This is a genomic window from Trinickia soli, assembly GCF_002879855.1.
Taxonomy (GTDB): Bacteria; Pseudomonadota; Gammaproteobacteria; order Burkholderiales; family Burkholderiaceae; genus Trinickia; species Trinickia soli.
In genome coordinates, this window is sequence record NZ_PNYB01000016.1 from 1 (window position 1) to 19,025 (window position 19,025).

The 19,025-nt window shown below is 56.8% G+C and carries 14 protein-coding genes and 1 pseudogene; 10 read left to right on the forward strand and 5 right to left on the reverse strand.

Annotation, left to right across the window (positions count from 1 at the left end):
• Positions 1 to 118: 118 nt before the first annotated feature.
• The 3 genes and pseudogenes from C0Z19_RS18260 to C0Z19_RS18275 form a co-directional block, all read right to left on the reverse strand.
• Positions 119 to 448 (reverse strand): annotated as a pseudogene (locus tag C0Z19_RS18260) (transposase); the annotation flags it as partial.
• 462 nt (positions 449 to 910) lie between these two features.
• Positions 911 to 2,008 (reverse strand): hypothetical protein, encoded by a 1,098-nt coding sequence (locus C0Z19_RS18270; protein ID WP_102611249.1) that lies wholly within the window; start codon positions 2,006 to 2,008, stop codon positions 911 to 913.
• Positions 2,005 to 3,567 carry an AAA family ATPase gene (locus C0Z19_RS18275; protein ID WP_102611250.1) on the reverse strand — a complete coding sequence of 521 codons (1,563 nt, stop codon included), beginning with the start codon at positions 3,565 to 3,567 and terminating at the stop codon, positions 2,005 to 2,007. The genes C0Z19_RS18270 and C0Z19_RS18275 overlap by 4 nt, the downstream gene beginning before the upstream one ends.
• Before the next feature lie 683 nt (positions 3,568 to 4,250).
• Here C0Z19_RS18275 and C0Z19_RS18280 point away from each other — a divergent pair.
• Both C0Z19_RS18280 and C0Z19_RS28030 read left to right on the forward strand, forming a co-directional pair.
• Positions 4,251 to 5,318 (forward strand): DUF262 domain-containing protein, encoded by a 1,068-nt coding sequence (locus C0Z19_RS18280; RefSeq protein ID WP_102611251.1) that lies wholly within the window; start codon positions 4,251 to 4,253, stop codon positions 5,316 to 5,318.
• A gap of 2 nt (positions 5,319 to 5,320) precedes the next feature.
• Positions 5,321 to 6,244, forward strand: a complete 924-nt coding sequence (locus tag C0Z19_RS28030) for a hypothetical protein (protein ID WP_146012097.1) — start codon at positions 5,321 to 5,323, stop codon at positions 6,242 to 6,244.
• Between the two features lie 225 nt (positions 6,245 to 6,469).
• On the opposite strand, the gene C0Z19_RS29095 is transcribed toward C0Z19_RS28030, so the two are convergent.
• The gene (locus C0Z19_RS29095) at positions 6,470 to 7,096 is read right to left on the reverse strand and encodes a DUF4087 domain-containing protein (RefSeq protein WP_102611253.1); all 627 of its coding nucleotides are present in this window, start codon (positions 7,094 to 7,096) and stop codon (positions 6,470 to 6,472) included.
• 615 nt (positions 7,097 to 7,711) lie between these two features.
• Here C0Z19_RS29095 and C0Z19_RS18300 point away from each other — a divergent pair.
• Positions 7,712 to 8,485, forward strand: a complete 774-nt coding sequence (locus C0Z19_RS18300) for a ParA family protein (RefSeq protein ID WP_102611255.1) — start codon at positions 7,712 to 7,714, stop codon at positions 8,483 to 8,485.
• A gap of 645 nt (positions 8,486 to 9,130) precedes the next feature.
• Here C0Z19_RS18300 and C0Z19_RS18305 read toward each other — a convergent pair.
• A complete protein-coding gene (locus C0Z19_RS18305; RefSeq protein WP_102611256.1) occupies positions 9,131 to 9,388 on the reverse strand; it encodes a hypothetical protein in 258 nt (85 codons plus the stop codon).
• Between the two features lie 153 nt (positions 9,389 to 9,541).
• On the opposite strand from C0Z19_RS18305, the gene C0Z19_RS28280 reads away from it, so the two are divergent.
• The 7 genes from C0Z19_RS28280 to C0Z19_RS18340 all read left to right on the forward strand — a co-directional run bounded on the left by C0Z19_RS28280 (position 9,542) and on the right by C0Z19_RS18340 (position 18,976).
• Positions 9,542 to 10,174: a hypothetical protein gene (locus tag C0Z19_RS28280; RefSeq protein ID WP_158243014.1), complete on the forward strand. Its 633-nt coding sequence runs from the start codon at positions 9,542 to 9,544 to the stop codon at positions 10,172 to 10,174.
• An 83-nt stretch (positions 10,175 to 10,257) separates the two neighbouring features.
• On the forward strand, positions 10,258 to 10,470 hold the full coding sequence (locus tag C0Z19_RS28285) for a WYL domain-containing protein (protein WP_158243015.1): 213 nt from the start codon (positions 10,258 to 10,260) through the stop codon (positions 10,468 to 10,470).
• A gap of 122 nt (positions 10,471 to 10,592) precedes the next feature.
• Entirely contained in the window at positions 10,593 to 10,985 is a 393-nt protein-coding gene (locus tag C0Z19_RS18320) for a VOC family protein (protein WP_102611343.1), read from the forward strand.
• Positions 10,986 to 11,259: 274 nt separating this feature from the next.
• A complete protein-coding gene (locus C0Z19_RS18325; protein ID WP_102611259.1) occupies positions 11,260 to 14,103 on the forward strand; it encodes a type VI secretion system Vgr family protein in 2,844 nt (947 codons plus the stop codon).
• Between the two features lie 3 nt (positions 14,104 to 14,106).
• Positions 14,107 to 16,236, forward strand: a complete 2,130-nt coding sequence (locus C0Z19_RS18330; protein WP_102611260.1) for a phospholipase D-like domain-containing protein — start codon at positions 14,107 to 14,109, stop codon at positions 16,234 to 16,236.
• A gap of 3 nt (positions 16,237 to 16,239) precedes the next feature.
• On the forward strand, positions 16,240 to 17,559 hold the full coding sequence (locus C0Z19_RS18335) for an SEL1-like repeat protein (protein ID WP_233196187.1): 1,320 nt from the start codon (positions 16,240 to 16,242) through the stop codon (positions 17,557 to 17,559).
• 73 nt (positions 17,560 to 17,632) lie between these two features.
• Positions 17,633 to 18,976, forward strand: coding sequence for an SEL1-like repeat protein (locus C0Z19_RS18340; RefSeq protein ID WP_483409867.1), 1,344 nt, complete (start codon positions 17,633 to 17,635; stop codon positions 18,974 to 18,976).
• Positions 18,977 to 19,025: the final 49 nt, after the last annotated feature.

Sequence of the window (19,025 nt, forward strand, 5' to 3'; positions counted from 1 at the left end):
TGTCATGCGCAACGCCAATCCTGCCTTCCGGTCCGCTCGGTCACGTTCCCGAAATGCCCGGTCACGTTACCGAAATCGCCGGTCACCATCCCGAAACGGCCGGTCACGTTCGTCCGAAATACGCAGCGATCGTCTTGAAGTCTGGCGCAAGACGTCCCATCAGCCACATCAGCTCGACATTGCGCTGGCATTCACGCTCAAGGCGCCGGCTGGACGGAATACGGTTCAGATACCCGTAGATATAAATCTTGAGCATCACCCCTGGGTGATAAGACGGGCGCCCCGTGAGCGCCGCGATGGCCCCCTCGAAACCGAGATCCTCAAGCCCCAACTCGTCGACGAAGACATCTATGACTCTGACCGGATTGTCCTGCCCAACATAGTCATCGAGGCATTCGGGCAGAAGTGAAACCTGCTTGCGGTCATCGCCTTCAACGAATCGCTTCATGAGTCACCCGGGGGTCGATGCGTTGATTCAGTTTAGGCGATGACTGCGTTTTCACACAGCCTCGACCCATTGCCGCCCGTCGCTCGGCGGGACCTCGAGCGGCAGCTAACGAGGTAGTTCGGCCCACCGACCCCATCATGTCGGAACAGAACCTCGGTCACTGCCGTTTCGTCGGACGACCTCCACAGCTGCTCTCGTACGAGCGGCTCGCCAAAGACGAACTGGATCCAATGTCCGCGCCAAGACCTCTCGGAGGTTCCGAGCCAAAAGCTGTCGAAGTTGTTTTGCATTAACCCTTTGCAAGAGGAGGGGGGCGGAAATGAATTGGTCGCCCGGCAATGTCGCCGAGCAGCCCGGCTCATGGGAGAAAGCAACGGCACCTAACACGCTGGCAAATTCACAGTCCCACAGAGTCCCCCGCGCTTGACTGACTCGTAGCCCTCACTCAGTTGCGACTCCCGGTTATAACCGCATTCGAGGTGGAGCTGCGCCCGCCTCAAGCACCGCTTGACCAAGCATCATCCAGTCGTCGATATTTGCAGAGGCCTTTGCGGTACGATAACTCTCGTGTGAAGAACAACCGCCCAAACGTTCTCGGACACCTCTGGCGATATTTTCACCAAAACCTGGCAAGACCGAACATTTACAGTCTTCCGCATTGTCGCAGCGCTCTTGTTCAAGGCAGTCACTACCCGGGAAAACCTCGGTTGCTACCTTCAACCAGTAGGTCCGTTGCGGTGATGTCTTCGCAAATTTAAAGATCGAGCAAAGGAGTACGCCGTTTTTCAGATCGGCGAATCGCACCGCCTCATCCGGCACCACCGACAGGCGCTCTTGGAATTCATCCCAAGTATCTGGATGCGAATCCTCGGCGACTTGCTTAAAAAGCGTATGAGGGATGGCATTTTCCAGTTCCCGTGCTCCCGCAAAGGTATGGTCAATCACTGAGTGAGATCCCTTCGTGACACGCGCACAAGCTCGTGCTATTTCCCCCGGTTCGCATGTCGGTGCCAAGCGATCGCTATCGGTGATGCATAGGCAGAATTCAATCTTCTCCTTTGCTATACGACTCAGCTCCTGACTGATTCCGGCTCCGTTTCCATTTCGCGGCTCGATGCGCAGTTGGACGCCTTGCAGTTTCGCCTCGATCATATAGTGCTTAGCGGCGAAACAATATACGTCGCCATCATGCGAATTTTCCGCAAGAAGGATCGTCGGGCGAATACCAAAGTCCGCCACATGCTTTGCCGGAACAACCCACTCCTGGAGATTCGGCTGTCGTTCGAAACGCGCCGCGGCCGGACATACTTCAACGCGGTATCTAAATCCGTTTAAAAGGCCTTTAATGTAAGTGTATTCACTCCGCAGCCACTCCATTACGCCACGTGTCGTATGGCTCAACGCGGCTTCGTTCGAAAGCTTAATCGCAAGCCTTCTACTAGCCAGAAGGAAATGCTCACCCCTAGCCACGGATTGACAAATTGTATCGACAGCAGCCCTAGAAACCGCATCAATGGAGAAATCGACGTTATCGAAAGCATCCGAGAGTGCAATTATCATTGAGATTTCCCCGATGCAAAGAAACCGTAGGGCCAGTTCTGCAAAACACCTTCTTCGTCGAACTGCGAAATTTGAATTTTTACCGGTGCTGATACAGAAGTCTGATCAAACATGACGACTTGAACATCATCGCGATCGATGCGTCCTTCGGCAACCAGCTCCCCGAGGCGATTAATGAGGCTGGAGCTATGAGTCTCGGCCACAATTCGCATCGGATTTTGTTTCGCCGAAGAGCTGGCCTCCAGTGACGCGACGAACAAATCCGCGATTTTTTCCTGAAATGCAGGATGCAAATGCAGCTCTGGCTGCTCGACCACAAAGCAAGTTGGAGCGTTGTCACTTCCCCGTCGCGGCCTCATAGCTTGGGAAGACCAGAGTTGCGTAGCAATCGGTAGAACCTGTGACATCCCAAATCCGGTGTCGGTGAGATTTGTATCATCGTTGTCGTCAACAAATCTTACCCGCAACGAAATATGCCCGCCGTCCGGAACAGAGCGAACTTCAAAGCCAAGATGAGTTTTCAACCATTCATTGAATCTGTCACGATCAAAGGCCTGCATGCTATGAATAAAAACTGCAAGGTTAGCGCCTTTTGAATCCACTTCATCAACTGCAAGTTCCTGAACTCGGTAGTAGCGCTGCGCCGTTGCGCGCAACGGCTCCAAATACCGCACACCCTTAGAAAACGTGCGAATCTCGGAATTCAACGACGAAAATACTTCTTCCAAGTGGGCTAGCCATACGAGCTCGCGAATGTGCGTGAGTTCGGGACTGGTAGTGCGCAGCTTGCTTGTATTTTTCTTCCAGGTCGATGAGCCGTTCACCGCCTGAAGTGCACTTAATACCTCCGCGCCCGATCCGAGGGGTACCAAATTTACTATCTGCGCGATTGTCTCGTCCTTTGTTTTTGGGTGCGCTAGTTTCCGGATCGAATCGTTCAACTCCGCGATGAACGGATTTTGAGGTTTTCGGAACGTACGATCTTTTGCGCGAAAGTGCCGAAAAAACGTAACCATCGGCAACAGCTCTCCCGCCGCACCGTGCGCCGAGACATCGGTGCTCGGAGTCCAGTTCACGTCGCCACAAATGATTTTTTCGACAGCCATATTTTGGGACGTGTGTACTGTGCAACTCATCCCGTCTGCTCGTATCTCCGTTCGCTTGATATACGTATTGTCATCCGACCCGCAAGCAAAAGCCACTTCCAACTGGAAGCGGGTAGGGCCGGCGAGGGGCAGCGTTTGGCTCCACCATGGGTCCATAAGGAATGGCTCTGACTCGGGCTCCAGCATAATATCGAAGCACAAGGAGACTTCCCTCACATCTGCATTGCGGTGTACCGCGTCGCGAAATGAACCGAAGTCGACGTACTTGCCCCACCATAGTACTGGTGCACGACGTTTCTCTTCATTACTTTGCCGAAGCAGCGGGAAAACACGCGCGAAGGTACTCTTGCCGACACTATTCTTTCCAACTAGCAAGGTGATCGGCTTTAGTTCGATGAACTCCGAATCAACCAAAGCACGGAGGTTTTTAACTCCAACCGCATGTAAAGTCATATCCTTGTTTTACCTCAATTTTGTTTTTAGCGATCTTTCGGGTACGGTTAACAACGCTGTCTTCATCCGGTGGGCCCAAGAAAGAACCTGCTCTCGACGGGGATGTTTACGGCATTTCTTAGCGTTCCTTTAGCTCCCTTAGTGCTTGTTCGCTATGCGCACGTTGAGCGTCGGGTAGGTTTCGAAATGAACCAGCCGTCCGAGTGACCGCCCAGTGACCGAATTGAGCGGCCGAAAGTGGCCGGCGGCTTCGGACGTAGCCTTTCGAAAGGGCCGCTGACGCTATTCGGCCAATGCCGACGATCATCCAGCGACCTCTGCGAGGCAGCAGGAGCTAACAGTATGCCGTTCCCGTAGCGAAGTGGAGTGAAAAAGCTTCCTAAGAGAGGCCCATCTTTTTAAAGGTACTGCTGTCAACTAACTTTTTTCGACGTTCGCGCGTACTTGATCCTTCCCGCTCCCAATGGACTGCATCACTTGAATTTTCGACACTGCGGAACATCGCCTGTATAATTCGTCGCGTTAGTCATAACTGAGACTCAACCTTCGTGGGGTTTGGCAACGCAGAACTATTGATTGTCGGCTATTCCGTCAGTCGTCTAGCAAATGGCGGCCTTGCAATCGGTCTTGCCCACGGATGAGTTTTATACAATTCAACGAAGTTTTTCGCATTGAGTGCATACATGCAAACGAAGGAAATCGTTGACCGTTTCATAACGGCGCAGAATAGCTTGGTCATCCAGCAGTCGGATTTTTCGCTTGCTACAATCTACGACATGGTGATTAAAGATGCGATTGATGTTTCGCCACACTATCAACGTCGCGATCGCTGGCCAATAGAGAAGCAGTCCGCGCTCATTGAATCGTTTTTATTAAATGTCCCCGTGCCGCCAGTCTTTCTGTCGGAAGACGAGTATGGGCGTTATAGTGTAATTGATGGAAAGCAGCGTATAACGGCGATTTGCGACTTTCTGCGAGGTGATTTGCGCCTAAAAGGACTGGACCGATTCATCGAACTGGAAAATTCGAGTTTCCACGATCTTCCATCCCCGCTTCAAAACGCATTATATGTGCGCCCTTATATTCGCGTAACGACTCTCTTACAACAGTCCGATCCGACGCTCAAGTATGAAGTATTTCTTCGCCTAAATACTGGCGGCGATTCACTTAAAGCGCAAGAAATCCGGAATGTGGCATATTCCGGTCCGCTTAATGACATGCTTGTCGCCCTTTCGGATCATCCATTTCTGAAAGATCGGCTAAAGATAACAAGCGATAAATCTGCTGCATACAGAAATATGGATGATGTAGAACACGTATTGCGGTTCTTTATGTTGCTTGAACGTTGGGAGTCCGTGGGAAATTCACTGAGCCAAGCAATGGACGATTTTATGGCAAGGAATCGGTATGCGGAGCCCAGTGTCCTATCGCACCGCTTCCTTCGCTCCCTGTCCGCCTGCGAGGAAATTTGGGGGCGACGAGCGTTTCAAAAGCCAAACGATAACGGTTGGCGAGACCAAATGATCTCGCCTTTGTATGATGCCCAGATGGTGTCAACGGCACTGTTGAATGACACGCAATTAGCTGAGCTGAAAGCAAGGTCCGGTGCTGTCGTTCAAGCGACGAGCCTATTGTTTACGGAAAACACCGCATTCGCGAAAGCAGTAAATCAGGGCACCAATACGCCATCGGCGGTTCGGCTGCGGATCAGTGTTATGCACGACACACTCTGCAATATTGCGCGGGGCTAACCATGTCGGCTGCGCGCTCTCAGTTCTTGGGTCGTATCTCGTCGCTCGTTCGTTCGCTCGGCATCGAAGCAGTGACGCCAAAGGCGTTGACGGAACGTGCACACAATGAGGTAGCTAGACTTCTGCGCAATGGTCTTGCCGTCGTGGGTTTTGCAGCACTCGAGGACTTTATAAAAAGCCGAACTTCCGAAATCTTGTCTGACGTTGGAAGCACTGGAGTGCCATTCCGTGACCTCCCCGAACGTCTTCGATTTGCGACTACGTTTGAGGCGGTCTCGGCTTTGTCCTATCAATTGAATATAAGACCAAAGCAAGATCGTATCGCCTACATGCAGGATCAGGCGCAGAAGATAGCGTCCACCGCGTCGGCTGCATATGAGCTAATGCCGCATGCTCTCGCCTTCGATCAAGCCAATGTCCAGGATGAGACGATTAAATTAATACTGAAATCCTTTCATATTGACGATCCGTGGGGAGAGATGTCACGGCTCTCGTCGAGACTCGGACTGACAGCGCTCCCCTTAGACGAGACATATCGCATGGCCGCACAGCGGCGCCACCGCGCAGCTCACGTTGCGAATGCGGATACACCACAAGCGGATCTCCACCAGTTTACGATTGATGCAACCGGGATCGCTATCGGCTTCGACGCATTGCTGACCCGAGCTCTTGAAAGAATGAGAGCGCGAGATAGTAGATACTTACAGGGAATTCAAAAAGTCTCCTCAAATTCGCTCACCGTTCGTGCCGTGCGTCCACACGGCGCACGCTGGCGCGAAACAGTTGAAGGAAGGACCACGGCAGTGAAGATTGGAACGTCGCTGGACAGTCTTCTCCCGGCCGCGAGGTCGCGGTGCGCCCGGGGCAAGAATCTCTTGGTTGTTTTTGAATCTGGTTCTCAAGTTCGCGAGTGGGATTGCTACTAAAGGGAGAGCAATGTGTCTAATGCAGACCCTAGCCGCCGTTGAAGGATGATCGCGCAAGCGAGCGCTTGGGCCCACGAATCTGACGTAGCCCACCAGGGGATTGAACGACTGCTTGCTGAGTGAAGCAGCCTTTTCAACTTCCGCGGGCTCAAGCAGACGAACGTCTCAAGCTGGCCGGTGCCGGACCTCCGACACAGATGGCGGGCGCCCGACCTCACCGCACTTTCACGGCGGGGGCAGAGAGCGATCGGTCTTACAACGCTTCAACGGAAGCACCTTGGCCGAATATAGCCGTACGGCCTTACCGGTGCCTTTGTCGACATCCATATCGATGCAGGCGCATCCGTAGCCGTGTCCGCCCGCATTGGTAACGACCCAATCGCCCGAAGTCATGTCAGGGAGATCGTCGAACCCTGGGACCGGCCTCTCTCCCATAACGGAAAGGGTCCAGCTTCCGTCCTTGTCGTCAAGCCACCAGTTGGCGGGCGTCGGGTTTTGCAACCAACCGCAGCGGTTTTCCCGAGTACTCGCAACTGCGTGGGTACAGAGTAATGCAGCCGAGATGCAAACGAAAAGCGCACGCACTCCCTGACCAGGATTCATGGAAGAGGACGATCCAAGAATAGTTTGTTGACGATCTATACATCGGTGGCAAATGACCGAAACTGGCTGTCGGACCACCGACCGCCCCCGCCGTCGCGCAACACCGTGCCCAGTGTACGACGCGCGTCGACCCATTGCAGACGCTCGCGTGGTCGCACGTCCTAGGGCGGTCAACATTGTGACCCAGACATCCACACCTGGTTTCTCGGGGGCAAGGTTCGGCCTTGGCCGACATTGAGGCGGCCGCATTGGCCCGTTTTCGCGGTGCGCGCAACAGCCAACAGTGTAACAGTGTGATTAGGCGATTTTATCTAAAGCCACACGCGAATCGGCCGTTATTCAATGTGTAAACGACGACTGGAGAGGCACCGTGAGGCAAGGCGATTGGACATGGGGTGCGACAATTCGTGTTTGGGGGGCTTTTACTTGGCGAGCGGTGCTCGCAGGTTTTTTTCTGGCATTCATTGTCGGCCTTCTCGTCGGCGTCGTGGAAGGTGCGCTGGGCGGGGGACGGCACCCGGCGATTGGTGTAATCGTGGGTATGACGTGCGCGATCCCCGCGAGCTTGTGGGCGATGCATTCGGCCCTTGGGCGAACTTACTCGGGCTTCCGGATCACACTCACGAGCGCGCATTAAGACGCGCAAACAGTCGCAGCAGTCTACCCCCCGGCGTCAGGATAGATTGCCTATACGTTGCCTTCCGTGTCCTTTTAACCCATCGCAGCACCACCGACGCTTTCGAAACAGCAACACCACGAATACGCCACGTCTTTCGCAGCAAGGATCTCTTCGCCCCCTCTCCGCTTCCGGTATGCTGGACCCCGTCCACATCACCAGACAAACGCGAATAGGAGAACGATGATATGCGGCGTGTCGTGTTCAATCAAAAGGGCGGCGTCGGCAAATCCACGATCGTTTGTAATCTCGCTGCAATCTGCGCGAGCGAGGGCCGGCGTACGCTGGTCATCGACCTCGACGCGCAGGCGAATTCGACTCAGTATCTCCTCGGCCCGGCGTCGGTCGACGTGAAGCCCAACGTCGCAGACTTCTTCGAAACCGCGCTCACGTTCAACTTCCGTCCGATCGACGTCACGTCGTTCATTCGGCCGACACCCTTCGCGAATCTGGACATCATGCCCGCGCATCCCGATCTCGACGCGCTGCATGGCAAGCTCGAGTCGCGCTACAAGATCTACAAGCTGCGGGATGCACTGAATGAGCTCGATATGTACGACGCGGTCTACATTGACACGCCACCCGCGCTGAATTTCTACACGCGCTCTGCGCTGATCGCGGTCGAGCGCTGCCTGATTCCCTTCGACTGCGACGACTTCTCGCGTCGTGCGCTCTACGCGCTGCTCGATAACGTGAAGGAAATTCAGCAGGACCACAACGCCGATCTCGCGGTCGAAGGCATTGTCGTCAACCAGTTTCAGCCACGTGCGAGCCTGCCGCAGAAGCTTGTCGACGAACTCGTCGACGAGGGCTTGCCCGTGCTGACGTCGCGGCTGTCGTCGTCGGTGAAGATTCGCGAATCACATCAGCAGGCGAAGCCGGTCATTCACCTCGATCCGTCGCACAAGATCGCGCGCGAGTTTGTGGCGCTACATCAGGAGTTGAGCGGAGCTCGACGTTAGGCTGCACGCTGCGCTCAATCTTTCACATGACGTTCGAGAATGAGCGAGCGATTGCTTCCCGGTATCGCGGCCCCTGATCCGAACAGGTCCATGGTGCGCTTGATGCCAACAGCCAGCGTGCAAGTAGGCCTCGACAGTGCTGCGAATTCCTCCGTGTACCAGATGGCCTTCAGCCCGGCAAAAACCTCATCGGTTCCAGGGCTGCTCCGACCGCTGACTGTCGAACTCTCGCACTCTCGCACGTCGTGCAACGCCCCGTGGCAATACGATGGCCAGACGCCGGCTCTAGCGCTCCGGCATGGGCGCGTCTGATCGGTCGCCGTTTCGAATCGCTCGCCACAACACGCGGTTGCCGATCGGAACGTTCACGATCGCGCCTTGTACGCACGAAAACCCAGATTGGGTCGAAAAACGCCCAATCGATCGATTCCCTGATTTTCCAGCGCTGTGCAAGACTCGAAAAGCTTCGCCGGCGGATTGTTTGCCGGAGCGGGTGGGTAAAAATCAACCCGGCATCCAAGGCCAACCAGCGCTGGAACCGATTCAATACGGGGCACCATTCGTATGGCACGTACATTGCGTGGCGAAGCCGCAGGAGTATGTTGCCGGTGACGCGAGTGCGCGAGCGGCCGCCCATCTACGGCACTAACCGGTGCGCTGCGGATCGTGGGCGTACTGATTCGAAATGCCGATGTCGCGCGCCTCAAAGCCAACCAGATTCGTCATCGGATCCGATTCATGCCGCCGCAATCCGCCAAAAAACAGGGCGATCCCAAAACCGCCGGAAAGAAGAGTACCGGCGCTTCGGCCCCGGAATTTCCCGACGCTGCGTCGATCCTGGGAAAACGAGCTCGCGCTGTCGACGTTGCAAGCCGTGGCGGACAGTTGTCCGCGCTCAATCATACCGGTGCGATCAAGTCATCCGTGCTCGCAATGGGCCATGGCGCGCAAACAACCCCCAAGCAATTTAGGGATGACACGTTTCCTTCACCAGAATTGCCGCCCAATATGGGCCGGGGGCGGCACGAGATTGCTTCGACGTCCCAGCGAGGCGCGTTGGTAGGCAATCCGGTTGCCGTCAGTGTCGCTGCGACGGCGCGCGTTTCCACTGCGCTTGCGCCTCTCGTCGACCACGGCGGCGAGGTCGTCGGTCATGCAGGCGAGTTCGCGCCTGAAATGACGTCCGGTCAGCCCGGCGCGCACAAGATATTCCACGATTTTCCGGCGACCCTCGCTACGCAGACCGATCCTTACGTCGCCAGTGCTCTGGCGATGCACACCGCGTTGCAGGGAACCGCCACGCCGGATCAGATCAGAGCCTCGGCTTCATTGACAGGCGCCTCATGGGTGGGCGGAAGCGGGGCGATCGAACCGCCCGACAAGTCTCGCGGCATGGACGATGGCTACGACAGCGATACCGAGCGAGGCCGCTACGCACGCCGCATCGGCGTTGGCCGCGAGCATTTGAAGGATTCGCTTTCCGCGATCCGGGCCGCTTCGCAGGCGGTGTTCGGCACCGTTCCGCCGCCGAGCCCTCGGCGCTCGCGCGGGGGCAGCTCGAATCCGTCGTTGATCGGCCCCCGGTCCACGTTAACGCTACCCGACGTATCGGCCGATCCGCCTGCGGCGGCCGCGGCGAAACTCACGACGTTCGCATTCGCGGGTTTCCAAACGCTCAGGCACGAATAGTCAAAGCGTCTGCTTTGCCGCATATTCGTGTGCGCAGGGCGAAGCGCTCGAAGGGCAACCGTCACTACGACATGCCGCCTCTCATGCTGACGCCCGATGAATATGGCCGCTACGCATCGGTTACGGTGATGCTGTGGCTCCTCGTTGCGTGGTGCGAATTACGCCGCGAATTTCGTCACTTCAGGATGGATCGGATTGTCGACGCCACGTTTCTCGATGCAGCGTATGAGGCGCAAAGAAGAACACTGATGGCACAGTGGAAACAACGTATGAAGCAATCACGCGGAACCGATTGATCGGCACTGCAGCCCATAGACCGACTTGGCAATTGCGAAGTGGCACCCTCGATGCGATCATCGGCAATCCTTCGCCGCCATCCGCACCACTTCGCAACAGTTCCTTTTCGGGAGCAAGCACGATGATCTCGCACGTTTGCATCGGCGTGAATGACTTCAACCAATCATTCGCCTTCTACTCCGCCATCATGGACACGCTGGGACTCGAGTTGAAATTCTCCGATTCCGACAGAGCCTGGGCCGGTTGGATGGAGAACGGCAAACCGCGACCACTGTTCGTCATCGGCCGCCCATTGGATGGCAAGCCAGCGCAAAGCGGGAACGGTCAAACCGTAGGGCTGCTTGCACCCACCCGTGCGTCGGTCGACGAGGCTCACGCCGCAGCACTCGCGAACGGCGCCACCTGCGAAGGCGCGCCCGGCCTTCGGCCTCAATATCATCCCGATTACTACGGCGCATACTTTCGCGATTTTGACGGCAATAAGATCTGCGTCTGCTGTCACGAGCCGGAATGAAAACTTGCGCACAGCATAAGCCCGAACGTCATTGCTGAAGGCGTCGGGTCGAAAACAGTGTTGGCGGTAAAAATGACAATCTCGTTTTGAGATCTCAAATCAAAATGCGGAATTATTTTCCGCTTACTTGCGGGTTGTCGTTTTCTCTAAATCGTCAATTAGAACTTTTCGACAAGGACGGGCGGCTTGTCGACTGTCGCTATCGATTATTCCTGTCGCCTCAATTAAAATCCCCGCTTCTCAGAAGAATCTGTTGTCAAAAGAGGGGCGCGGCATGGCTTCGAATAAGCTTTTCGACGCGGCATACAGCGGGGGCATCCAGCACAATCGGCTACTGAAGTTGGACACGCCGCTCGGCGGCGACCAACTACTGCCGTTATATGTGAAAGGCGTCTCACGTATTGGGCGCGACTATGAATTTGTCGTCGATGCCGTGTCGACGCGCAGCGATGCGATCGACATCAAAACGTTGATCGGCGTCGCGGTCACGCTTTGGATACAACAAGCCGACGGAACGTACCGTTCGCATCATGGTTACGTCCATGCCTGCGCGCGTCTTGGGTCGGACGGGTATCTGACGTTCTACCAGCTTCGCTTTTCCTCCTGGATGCATTTCCTGCGATTGCGCCGCGACATGCGCGATTGGCAGGAGCAAAACGGCCAGCAAATCATTGCCGATGTGTTCGATGCGCATCCGCAGGCGGGCGGCGCTTATCGCTTCGATCTGAGGCAGGCGATGCCGTCGTATTCCTACCGCGTTCAGTGGGAGCACGACTGGCACTTCGTCCATCGCAGCCTCGAGGAAGCCGGCGTGTTCGGCCGGTTCGAACAGGCCGAAGACGGCAAATCGCACACGCTCGTGCTGCTCGACGACCTGTACTTCGTGCCGAAGCTCGACACGGAACCCGTGCGCTTCGTCCGCACGGGTGTGCGCGAGGAGGTCGACGGCTTTACGCAATGGCACGAGCGCCAGCAGATCCAAAGTGCGACGCTGACGACGCGGACGTTCGACTACAAGCGCCCCGATTGGACCAAGCACGTGAGCGGCGATGTCAGCCGCCATGACAACGAGGTGCCGGCGCAGGGCGAAGTCTACGACTACACCGGTGGCTACACGTGGGGCGCGCGCGAGCACGGGGACGACCAAGCCACGGTTCGCCTGCAAGCGTGGGCGTCGGAGGCGCAGCGTTTTCATGGGATCGGCAGCTTGCGCTCGGCCATGCCCGGGTATTGGTTCACGCTCGTAGGGCACCCCGTGCATGACCGCGGCGCATCGCAAGATCGCGAGTTTGCCATTCTTTCGACGGTCTGGACGATCCGCAACAATCTGCCGGGGATGGAGGACGTCGCCGATTTTTCGCAGAGCCTTAGAAGCGAGCTGGCAGGCGTTGCCGCGGCAAAGCAGGGCGGCGTTGCGGTCAGGCATGCTGACGGCAGCGAAGGCTTCTTTCAGGTCGAAGTCGAAGCGCAACGGCGGCGCACGCCGTTTCGCAGTCCGCGCGAGCATGAGAAACCCGTCATGCAGTTGCAACCGGCGATCGTTGCCGGGCCCGACGGCGAAGAGATTTATACCGATTCGCTCAATCGGGTGAAGGTGTGGTTTCCGTGGAATCGTCGCAATGAACGAAACGAGAATGCGTCATGTTGGGTGCGTGCCGGGTTCGCCGCTGCGGGCTCGACCCGCGGCGGGCATTTCCCGATGCGCGCGGGCGATGAAGTGCTCGTTGGCTTCATCGGAGGCGATTGCGATCGGCCCGTGATCGTCGGTCGCATGCATGGCGGCGCGACGCCGCCGGTTTGGCACACGAACGGGCTGCTGTCGGGATTACGATCGAAGGAGTACGGCGGCAGCGGTTTCAATCAACTCGTGATGGACGACGCCACGGGGCAGAACCGCATTCATCTTGCAACGACGAGCGCCGATTCGCATCTGCATCTGGGGTATCTGGTCAATCACACGGGCAACGCGCGCGGTGAATATCTCGGCAGCGGGTTCGATTTGAAGTCGGACGCTTACGGTGCGATTCGCGCCGGGCAGGGGCTTTATGTTTCTACGCACCCGGCTTCGACGAAGCAGCCGTTCGACGCACGCCCCGCCGCTTCGCAGCTCATCAACGCCGAAAGCGTCATGGACGCGCTCTCGCAAGCCAGCGTGCAACATCAAGCGGAAGGCCTTCAGCAAGGCCACGATTCGTTGAAAGCGTTCACGGACGCGACGCAGCACTCGGTCGCCGGCGATGGTTCGCGCGGGCGCACGGCCGGCGGCGGGACGGGTAGCGCGAATGGTTTCACGCAGCCGGTCATGCTGTTTGCCTCGCCTGAGAGCATGGCGCTGTCGACGCAGCAATCGGCCCATGTGTCGACCGACGCGCATGTGAACATAGTCAGCGGTCAAAGCACGCATATCGTCGCCGGGAAGTCGCTGATTGCGAGCGTGTCGGACAAGATCAGCCTGTTCGTGCAGAACGCGGGCATGAAGTTGTTTGCAGGGAAGGGCAAGGTCGAGATTCAGTCGCATTCCGACAATATCGAGTTGATGGCCAATTCGAAAATTCGAATGCTGGCGGCGACGGATATGGTGAAGGTGGCGGCGCAGCAGGGCATCCTGTTGACGTCGGGCGGCGCGTATATCCGCATCAAAGACGGCAACATCGAGATTCATGGGCCCGGCACGATCGATGTCAAAGGGGCGCAGCGCGTGTTCAACGGACCGACGCGCATGGACGTCAACAACCCCGCGTTCAAGGACATGCCGACGAAGCGGCTCACGCTCAAGCTCAATGCGTCGCCCGATGCGCCCAATAGCGTGCCCGCTGGGATGCCTTTCAAGCTCTTTGCCGATGGCGCGCTCGTCAAGCAAGGCGTGATCGACCGCACCGGTTACTTGCCGATCGATCATCACGTGACGACGCAAAACTATAAGTTGGAGATGGCCAATGGGACCACGCACGAGATTCCGGTGCCGGGGGACTATCGCGGTGATGCGAGCAACGGCCGGCTCGCCAATCAAGGTTTTCAGTTTCACGAGGGAGCGGGGAGTGGCGATGCGCCTGCAGGAGATCGCGCCGAACATCGCTCGCGCTATAACGATTTGTTGAATCCTCCGTCGGACGCATAAGCCATGGCGACGCCCACTTTCGATTGCAAGATCACGACGCCGATGGCGCTCAATGAGACGAACTCTGCGAAGAGCACGATGCGCTGGTTCGTGCATAAGACCGAATACGATCCGCGTTGGGCGGAGGTCAGATTCCTGGTGAATGGGCAGCGGGCGTTCGGATCGATCTATCAGGACATGTTGAACGCGAAGCATTCGATCGACATTATTTGCTGGGGCTTTCAGCCGTCGATGTACTTCGTGCGCGATGGCGGGAAGTCGATGCGTATCGGGGAATTGCTCGCGCACAAGGGGGAGAAGGACAACGTCAAGGTGAGGTTGTTGTGTTGGCATGATCCGTTGTATGTAGCGGAGGCCGGCGAGAACAACATGCCGGGTTTTGATCGGAAGGTCACGACCCTTAAACACCTTCCGGACTCCTGGATCAATAAGGTTCCGCTTGCAAGCCCCGACTACCAGACATGGAGTGAAGCGGAATTCGACATGTATTGGTATGAGCGCGCTAATCTCAACAACGTGACGGACACGGTCCACAAGAACGCGCCAGACAAAATATTGGACGAGATGTCCAAGTTCACGCCAGGCGCGTTGCGCGACGACGTAGCGAGACTGCTGGGGAATCGCATAGCAGGATTCAAAAACATCGAGCTTGCGACGCGATCATTCGACGTGTCGGAGCGCACAGAGATCATTGCCCGGGTCAAGGCTCACGGGAAGGCGGCCGGTTGGAGCGATCAGTTGATCAGTGGTATGTGTCAGGGCATGGGAGGGGAGCCGACACACCATCAGAAGACCGTATTGATCGACTATGAATATCCGGACATCGCAGTGGGCTATGTGATGGGCCACAACATGCTCGATCAGTACTGGGACACGGATGAGCACAGTTACAAGCCGAAGAGCCCAAAGCTCGGGCGTAGTGGGCCCACCCCATGGCAAGACATATCATCCAGGGTTACCGGGCCAATCCTGCAGGACATTAACGCGAACTTTTGCCAAGCGTGGGACCAGGCCACGGGCCAGAAGCTTACCGAGGCGCGAAAAAAGTATGCTGGGAAGCATGCGCTTTGTTTGGCGGGGTCGACGCAGGAACGAGGTGTGATGGCTCAAGTCTTGCGCACGCAGTCGCAACACGGCAAGACGGACATCAGCAAGCTGTATCTACAGGCGCTTAACAACGCTACGCAGTATGTATTTGTGCAGAACCAATACTTTCGCTGGGACGAGTTTGCAGACACGATCAAGCAGGTAGCGACCAAACAGCATACAGCGGGGCGGGACGGCGGAACACATGGGCCGATCTATCTGTTCGTGATTACGAACTCGAGCGACGCGGCAGTGAGCACTGGGACTTTCACCACCTATGAGATGCTCGACTCTCTTGGCTACAGCGATCGGATGCCCGGCGTGAAGTATGCGGAGGCGGATGATGCGTTGCTGGCGAAAAAGGTTTCGCTCGAAAGCGAGCTTGCCAAAGCGCAGCAGGAAGAGCAGAGGATGCGCACGCAAAGCTACGACTGGAGCCAGATGGCAGGAGCGGCCAACTATATCGGAGAGCTTCGGGGACAAGAAGGGGTGTTGTCGGGGGAGATCGGGGATGTTGAGAAGCAGCTGGCGCAGCTTAAACAAGAATTGGGCGCTTCTGTGAAGATTGATCCGGGCGCACAGATCGTATCGCCCGACGGGAATCCTATCTTGAAGGTGCTTATCTGCACACTCGTTGCGCCGGATTCACCGGCGAACGCCTGGGTTCCGGTGTATGTCCACGCGAAGCTTGGCATCATCGACGATGCGTTCACGACGCTCGGTTCGGCGAACATCAACTTCCGCAGCATGAACGTGGATAGTGAGATCAATATCGCCCTCGAGAACGGGCAGATCGCGACTGAGTTGCGGCAACAATTATGGGGGTTGCATACGCGGACGTCTGGTTCGGGAGATTCTGCTCACGAGGAACCGTCGCAGGCGACCGACAGCGTAAGCGCAACTGGGCAAAACGGCCCGACGGAGGCATTCAAGGCCTGGACCAATATCATTGTGCGAAACAACCGCCACCGCGACGCGAACCAAGCACCGATAAGCTCGATAGTCGAATTCTTTCGCGTGTCGAAGCAACGGTCATATAAGGACTGACTTATGAAACGTAGACTCGTCATCCTTTCAATGGCTGTTTTGCTTTGCGCTTGTACAAAAAAGGAACCACCAGTGTCTCAGTCCACCGACCTGAGCGCGTTGCGCGCAAACCTAGCATTTACGTGTGTACATGAAACATCGAATCTACCCAAGCTAGATGCGGATGCCGATAAGCTGTTTCTGTACGCGAGATACCTGCAAAAGAGAGAGGGGGACAAGGACTTCGATGACATCATGCGGTACTACCGCATTGCGGCCGCCTATGGCCACTACAAGGCCAATCACAATGCGCAATTGCTGATAACGCAGGACCTCGTGCTATCACCGACAGGTCAAAAGGAAGCGGTTGATCTCGCTATGCAGCTCGTGCATCAGGGGGTCCCAGGCGGCTACTATGATCTTGGCCACTACATTGAGGCCGGGTATGGCGTTCAGCAGGATACGTTAGCCGCGATGCGTTATTTCCGCAAGGCGGCGGACCTTGGCAGCCCAGAAGCCCAGGCGTATGTCGCGAGCAAACTTAATCCCGTTGACATAGCACCGGATATCGCTAGAAAAATGTGGCGATGCGCAGCAGAACAAGGTGACGGCAGCGCCGCGAATGAACTCGGCGTCGTTTTGTCGATTGCTGGTCAGTTTCCCGAGGCCGTTTCCGCGTTTCAACTCGGCGTGCAAGCGGGCGAGACCCAGGCAGCGTACAGCCTGGAGTACGCCTTCAAGGGACCACCGCCATCCGACAAGCTCAACTATCTCGGGCTTGCCAACGATCCCGAGAGGTCCCGACGATATCATTTGATCGGCGACTTTATTGATCGACACGACGGTAAAAACCCGAAGGTCCCCGATATCGACAAGATCGTTCCGCTGCCGCCTGCGCCGTTGCCGGCCTGGGACGGGACGTTCCAATGGGAGAAGGAACAAGCGGCAGCGAAGCCGCCCGAGAAACCATCCGACGACCTCGTTAATCGAATGGCAAAGGACAAGAATCTCGATCCGGCAACTGGCTTGCCTTTAAGCGATGCACCCGCAAAAACATCGGCTACCGAGCAGCAGCCGGCCACGGTTGCAAGTCATGTAGACCGCCTGCCGATTGGCACAGTGGCACTCACAGGAGACAAATGCCCCGAGGACGGCGTCTGGTGCGCGAACCTCGGCAACCGACAAACAGCAAACACGCAACGACGCTTTGTGAAAGGCGACACGCTACCGCCTGTTGCCATTCAAGCCCCGAGACAAATTGCGATTCTCGATCGCTGGATGGGCGCGCGCGAGCAGCCGGAAAACGTCGTGTGGCAGTTGGTGTCGTATTCCGACAATGTCTGAGCGAAGCCAAGTCCTGGGCGTGATCGCCGGAGGGGGTGATCCATTTTCCCGATGGCCCTCAGCGAAGCTGGCATTGCTTCCGGCTGCGCGGTGGGCCACTCGAAATCTGATCGCGATACTTCCGGTCGCAGCGCTTGTTTGCGCCTGCTCGAAGTCAGAACCATTGCCATCTGGTCGCCCGAATGAAAACGAGGTGCGGCAGAACCTGGCGTTCTCTTGCACCCACGAGTCGTCGCACCTGCCGGCATTGAACGCGGACGCTGACAAGCTGTTCATGTATGCGCGCTATCTTCAGAAGCAATCCGATCCAGCGGATTTCGACGACATCATGCGCTACTACCGAATAGCAGCGGCGTATGGACACTACAAAGCGAATATCAACGCCCAATTGCTGATCGGGCAGGGCCTTGTCGTGTCGCCGGAAGGACAAAAAGAAGCTGTGGACCTCGCCATGCAGGCGGTGCGTGAAGGCATTCCAGGCGGCTATTACGACATCGGTCACTATCTTGAGATTGGCTACGGCGTCAAGCAAGACGCCATGGCTGCATTGCGCTATTTCCGCAAAGCCGCGGATCTCGGTAATCCCGAGGCGCAGGACTACGTAGCCGAGAAATTGCTCCCGGACGAAAAGTCTCGCGAGATCGCTGTCCAGATGTGGCAGTGTGCGGTGGCGCAAGGTTACGCGAAGGCGGCGGACTCGTTGGGTAATGTTCTGGGAGCTGAGGGACGCTTTCCTGAGGCCGTCACAGCGTACCAGCGGGGTGTGGCGGCAGGAAGCAGCCTATCGGCGTTCGGGCTGGAAAATGGCTTCAAGGGGCCGCCGCCTTCCGACAGGTTGTATTACATCGGGCTGCCGAATGATCCTGAGCGCTCGGATCGGTATAGAAAGATTCGCGAATTCTTCGAGCGCAACGACGGGCGCAACCCTAATGTTCCTGATATCGAAAGGATCGTTCCGCTGCCGCCTGCAAAGCTGCCGGCCTGGGACGGGACGTTCCAATGGGAGAAAGAACAAGCGGCAGCGAAGCCGCCAGAGAAACCGTCCGACGACCTCGTTAATCGAATGGCAAAGGACAAGAACCTCGATCCGGCAACGGGCTTGCCTTTAAGTGATGCACCGGCAAAGACATCGGAAACCGAGCAGCAGCCGGCCGGGGTTGCAAGCCACGTAGACCGCCTGCCGATTGGCACAGTCGCACTCACTGGAGACAAATGCCCCGAGGACGGTGTCTGGTGCGCGAACCTTGGCAACCGACAAGCAGCAAACACACAACGACGCTTTGTGAAAGGGGACACGCTACCGCCTGTTGTCATTCAAGCCCCGAGACAAATTGCGATCCTCGATCGCTGGATGGGTGCGCGCGAGCAGCCGGAAAACGTCGTGTGGCAGTTGGTGTCGTATTCCGACAATGTCTGAGCGAAGCCAAGTCCTGGGCGTGATCGCCGGAGGGGGCGATCCATTTTCC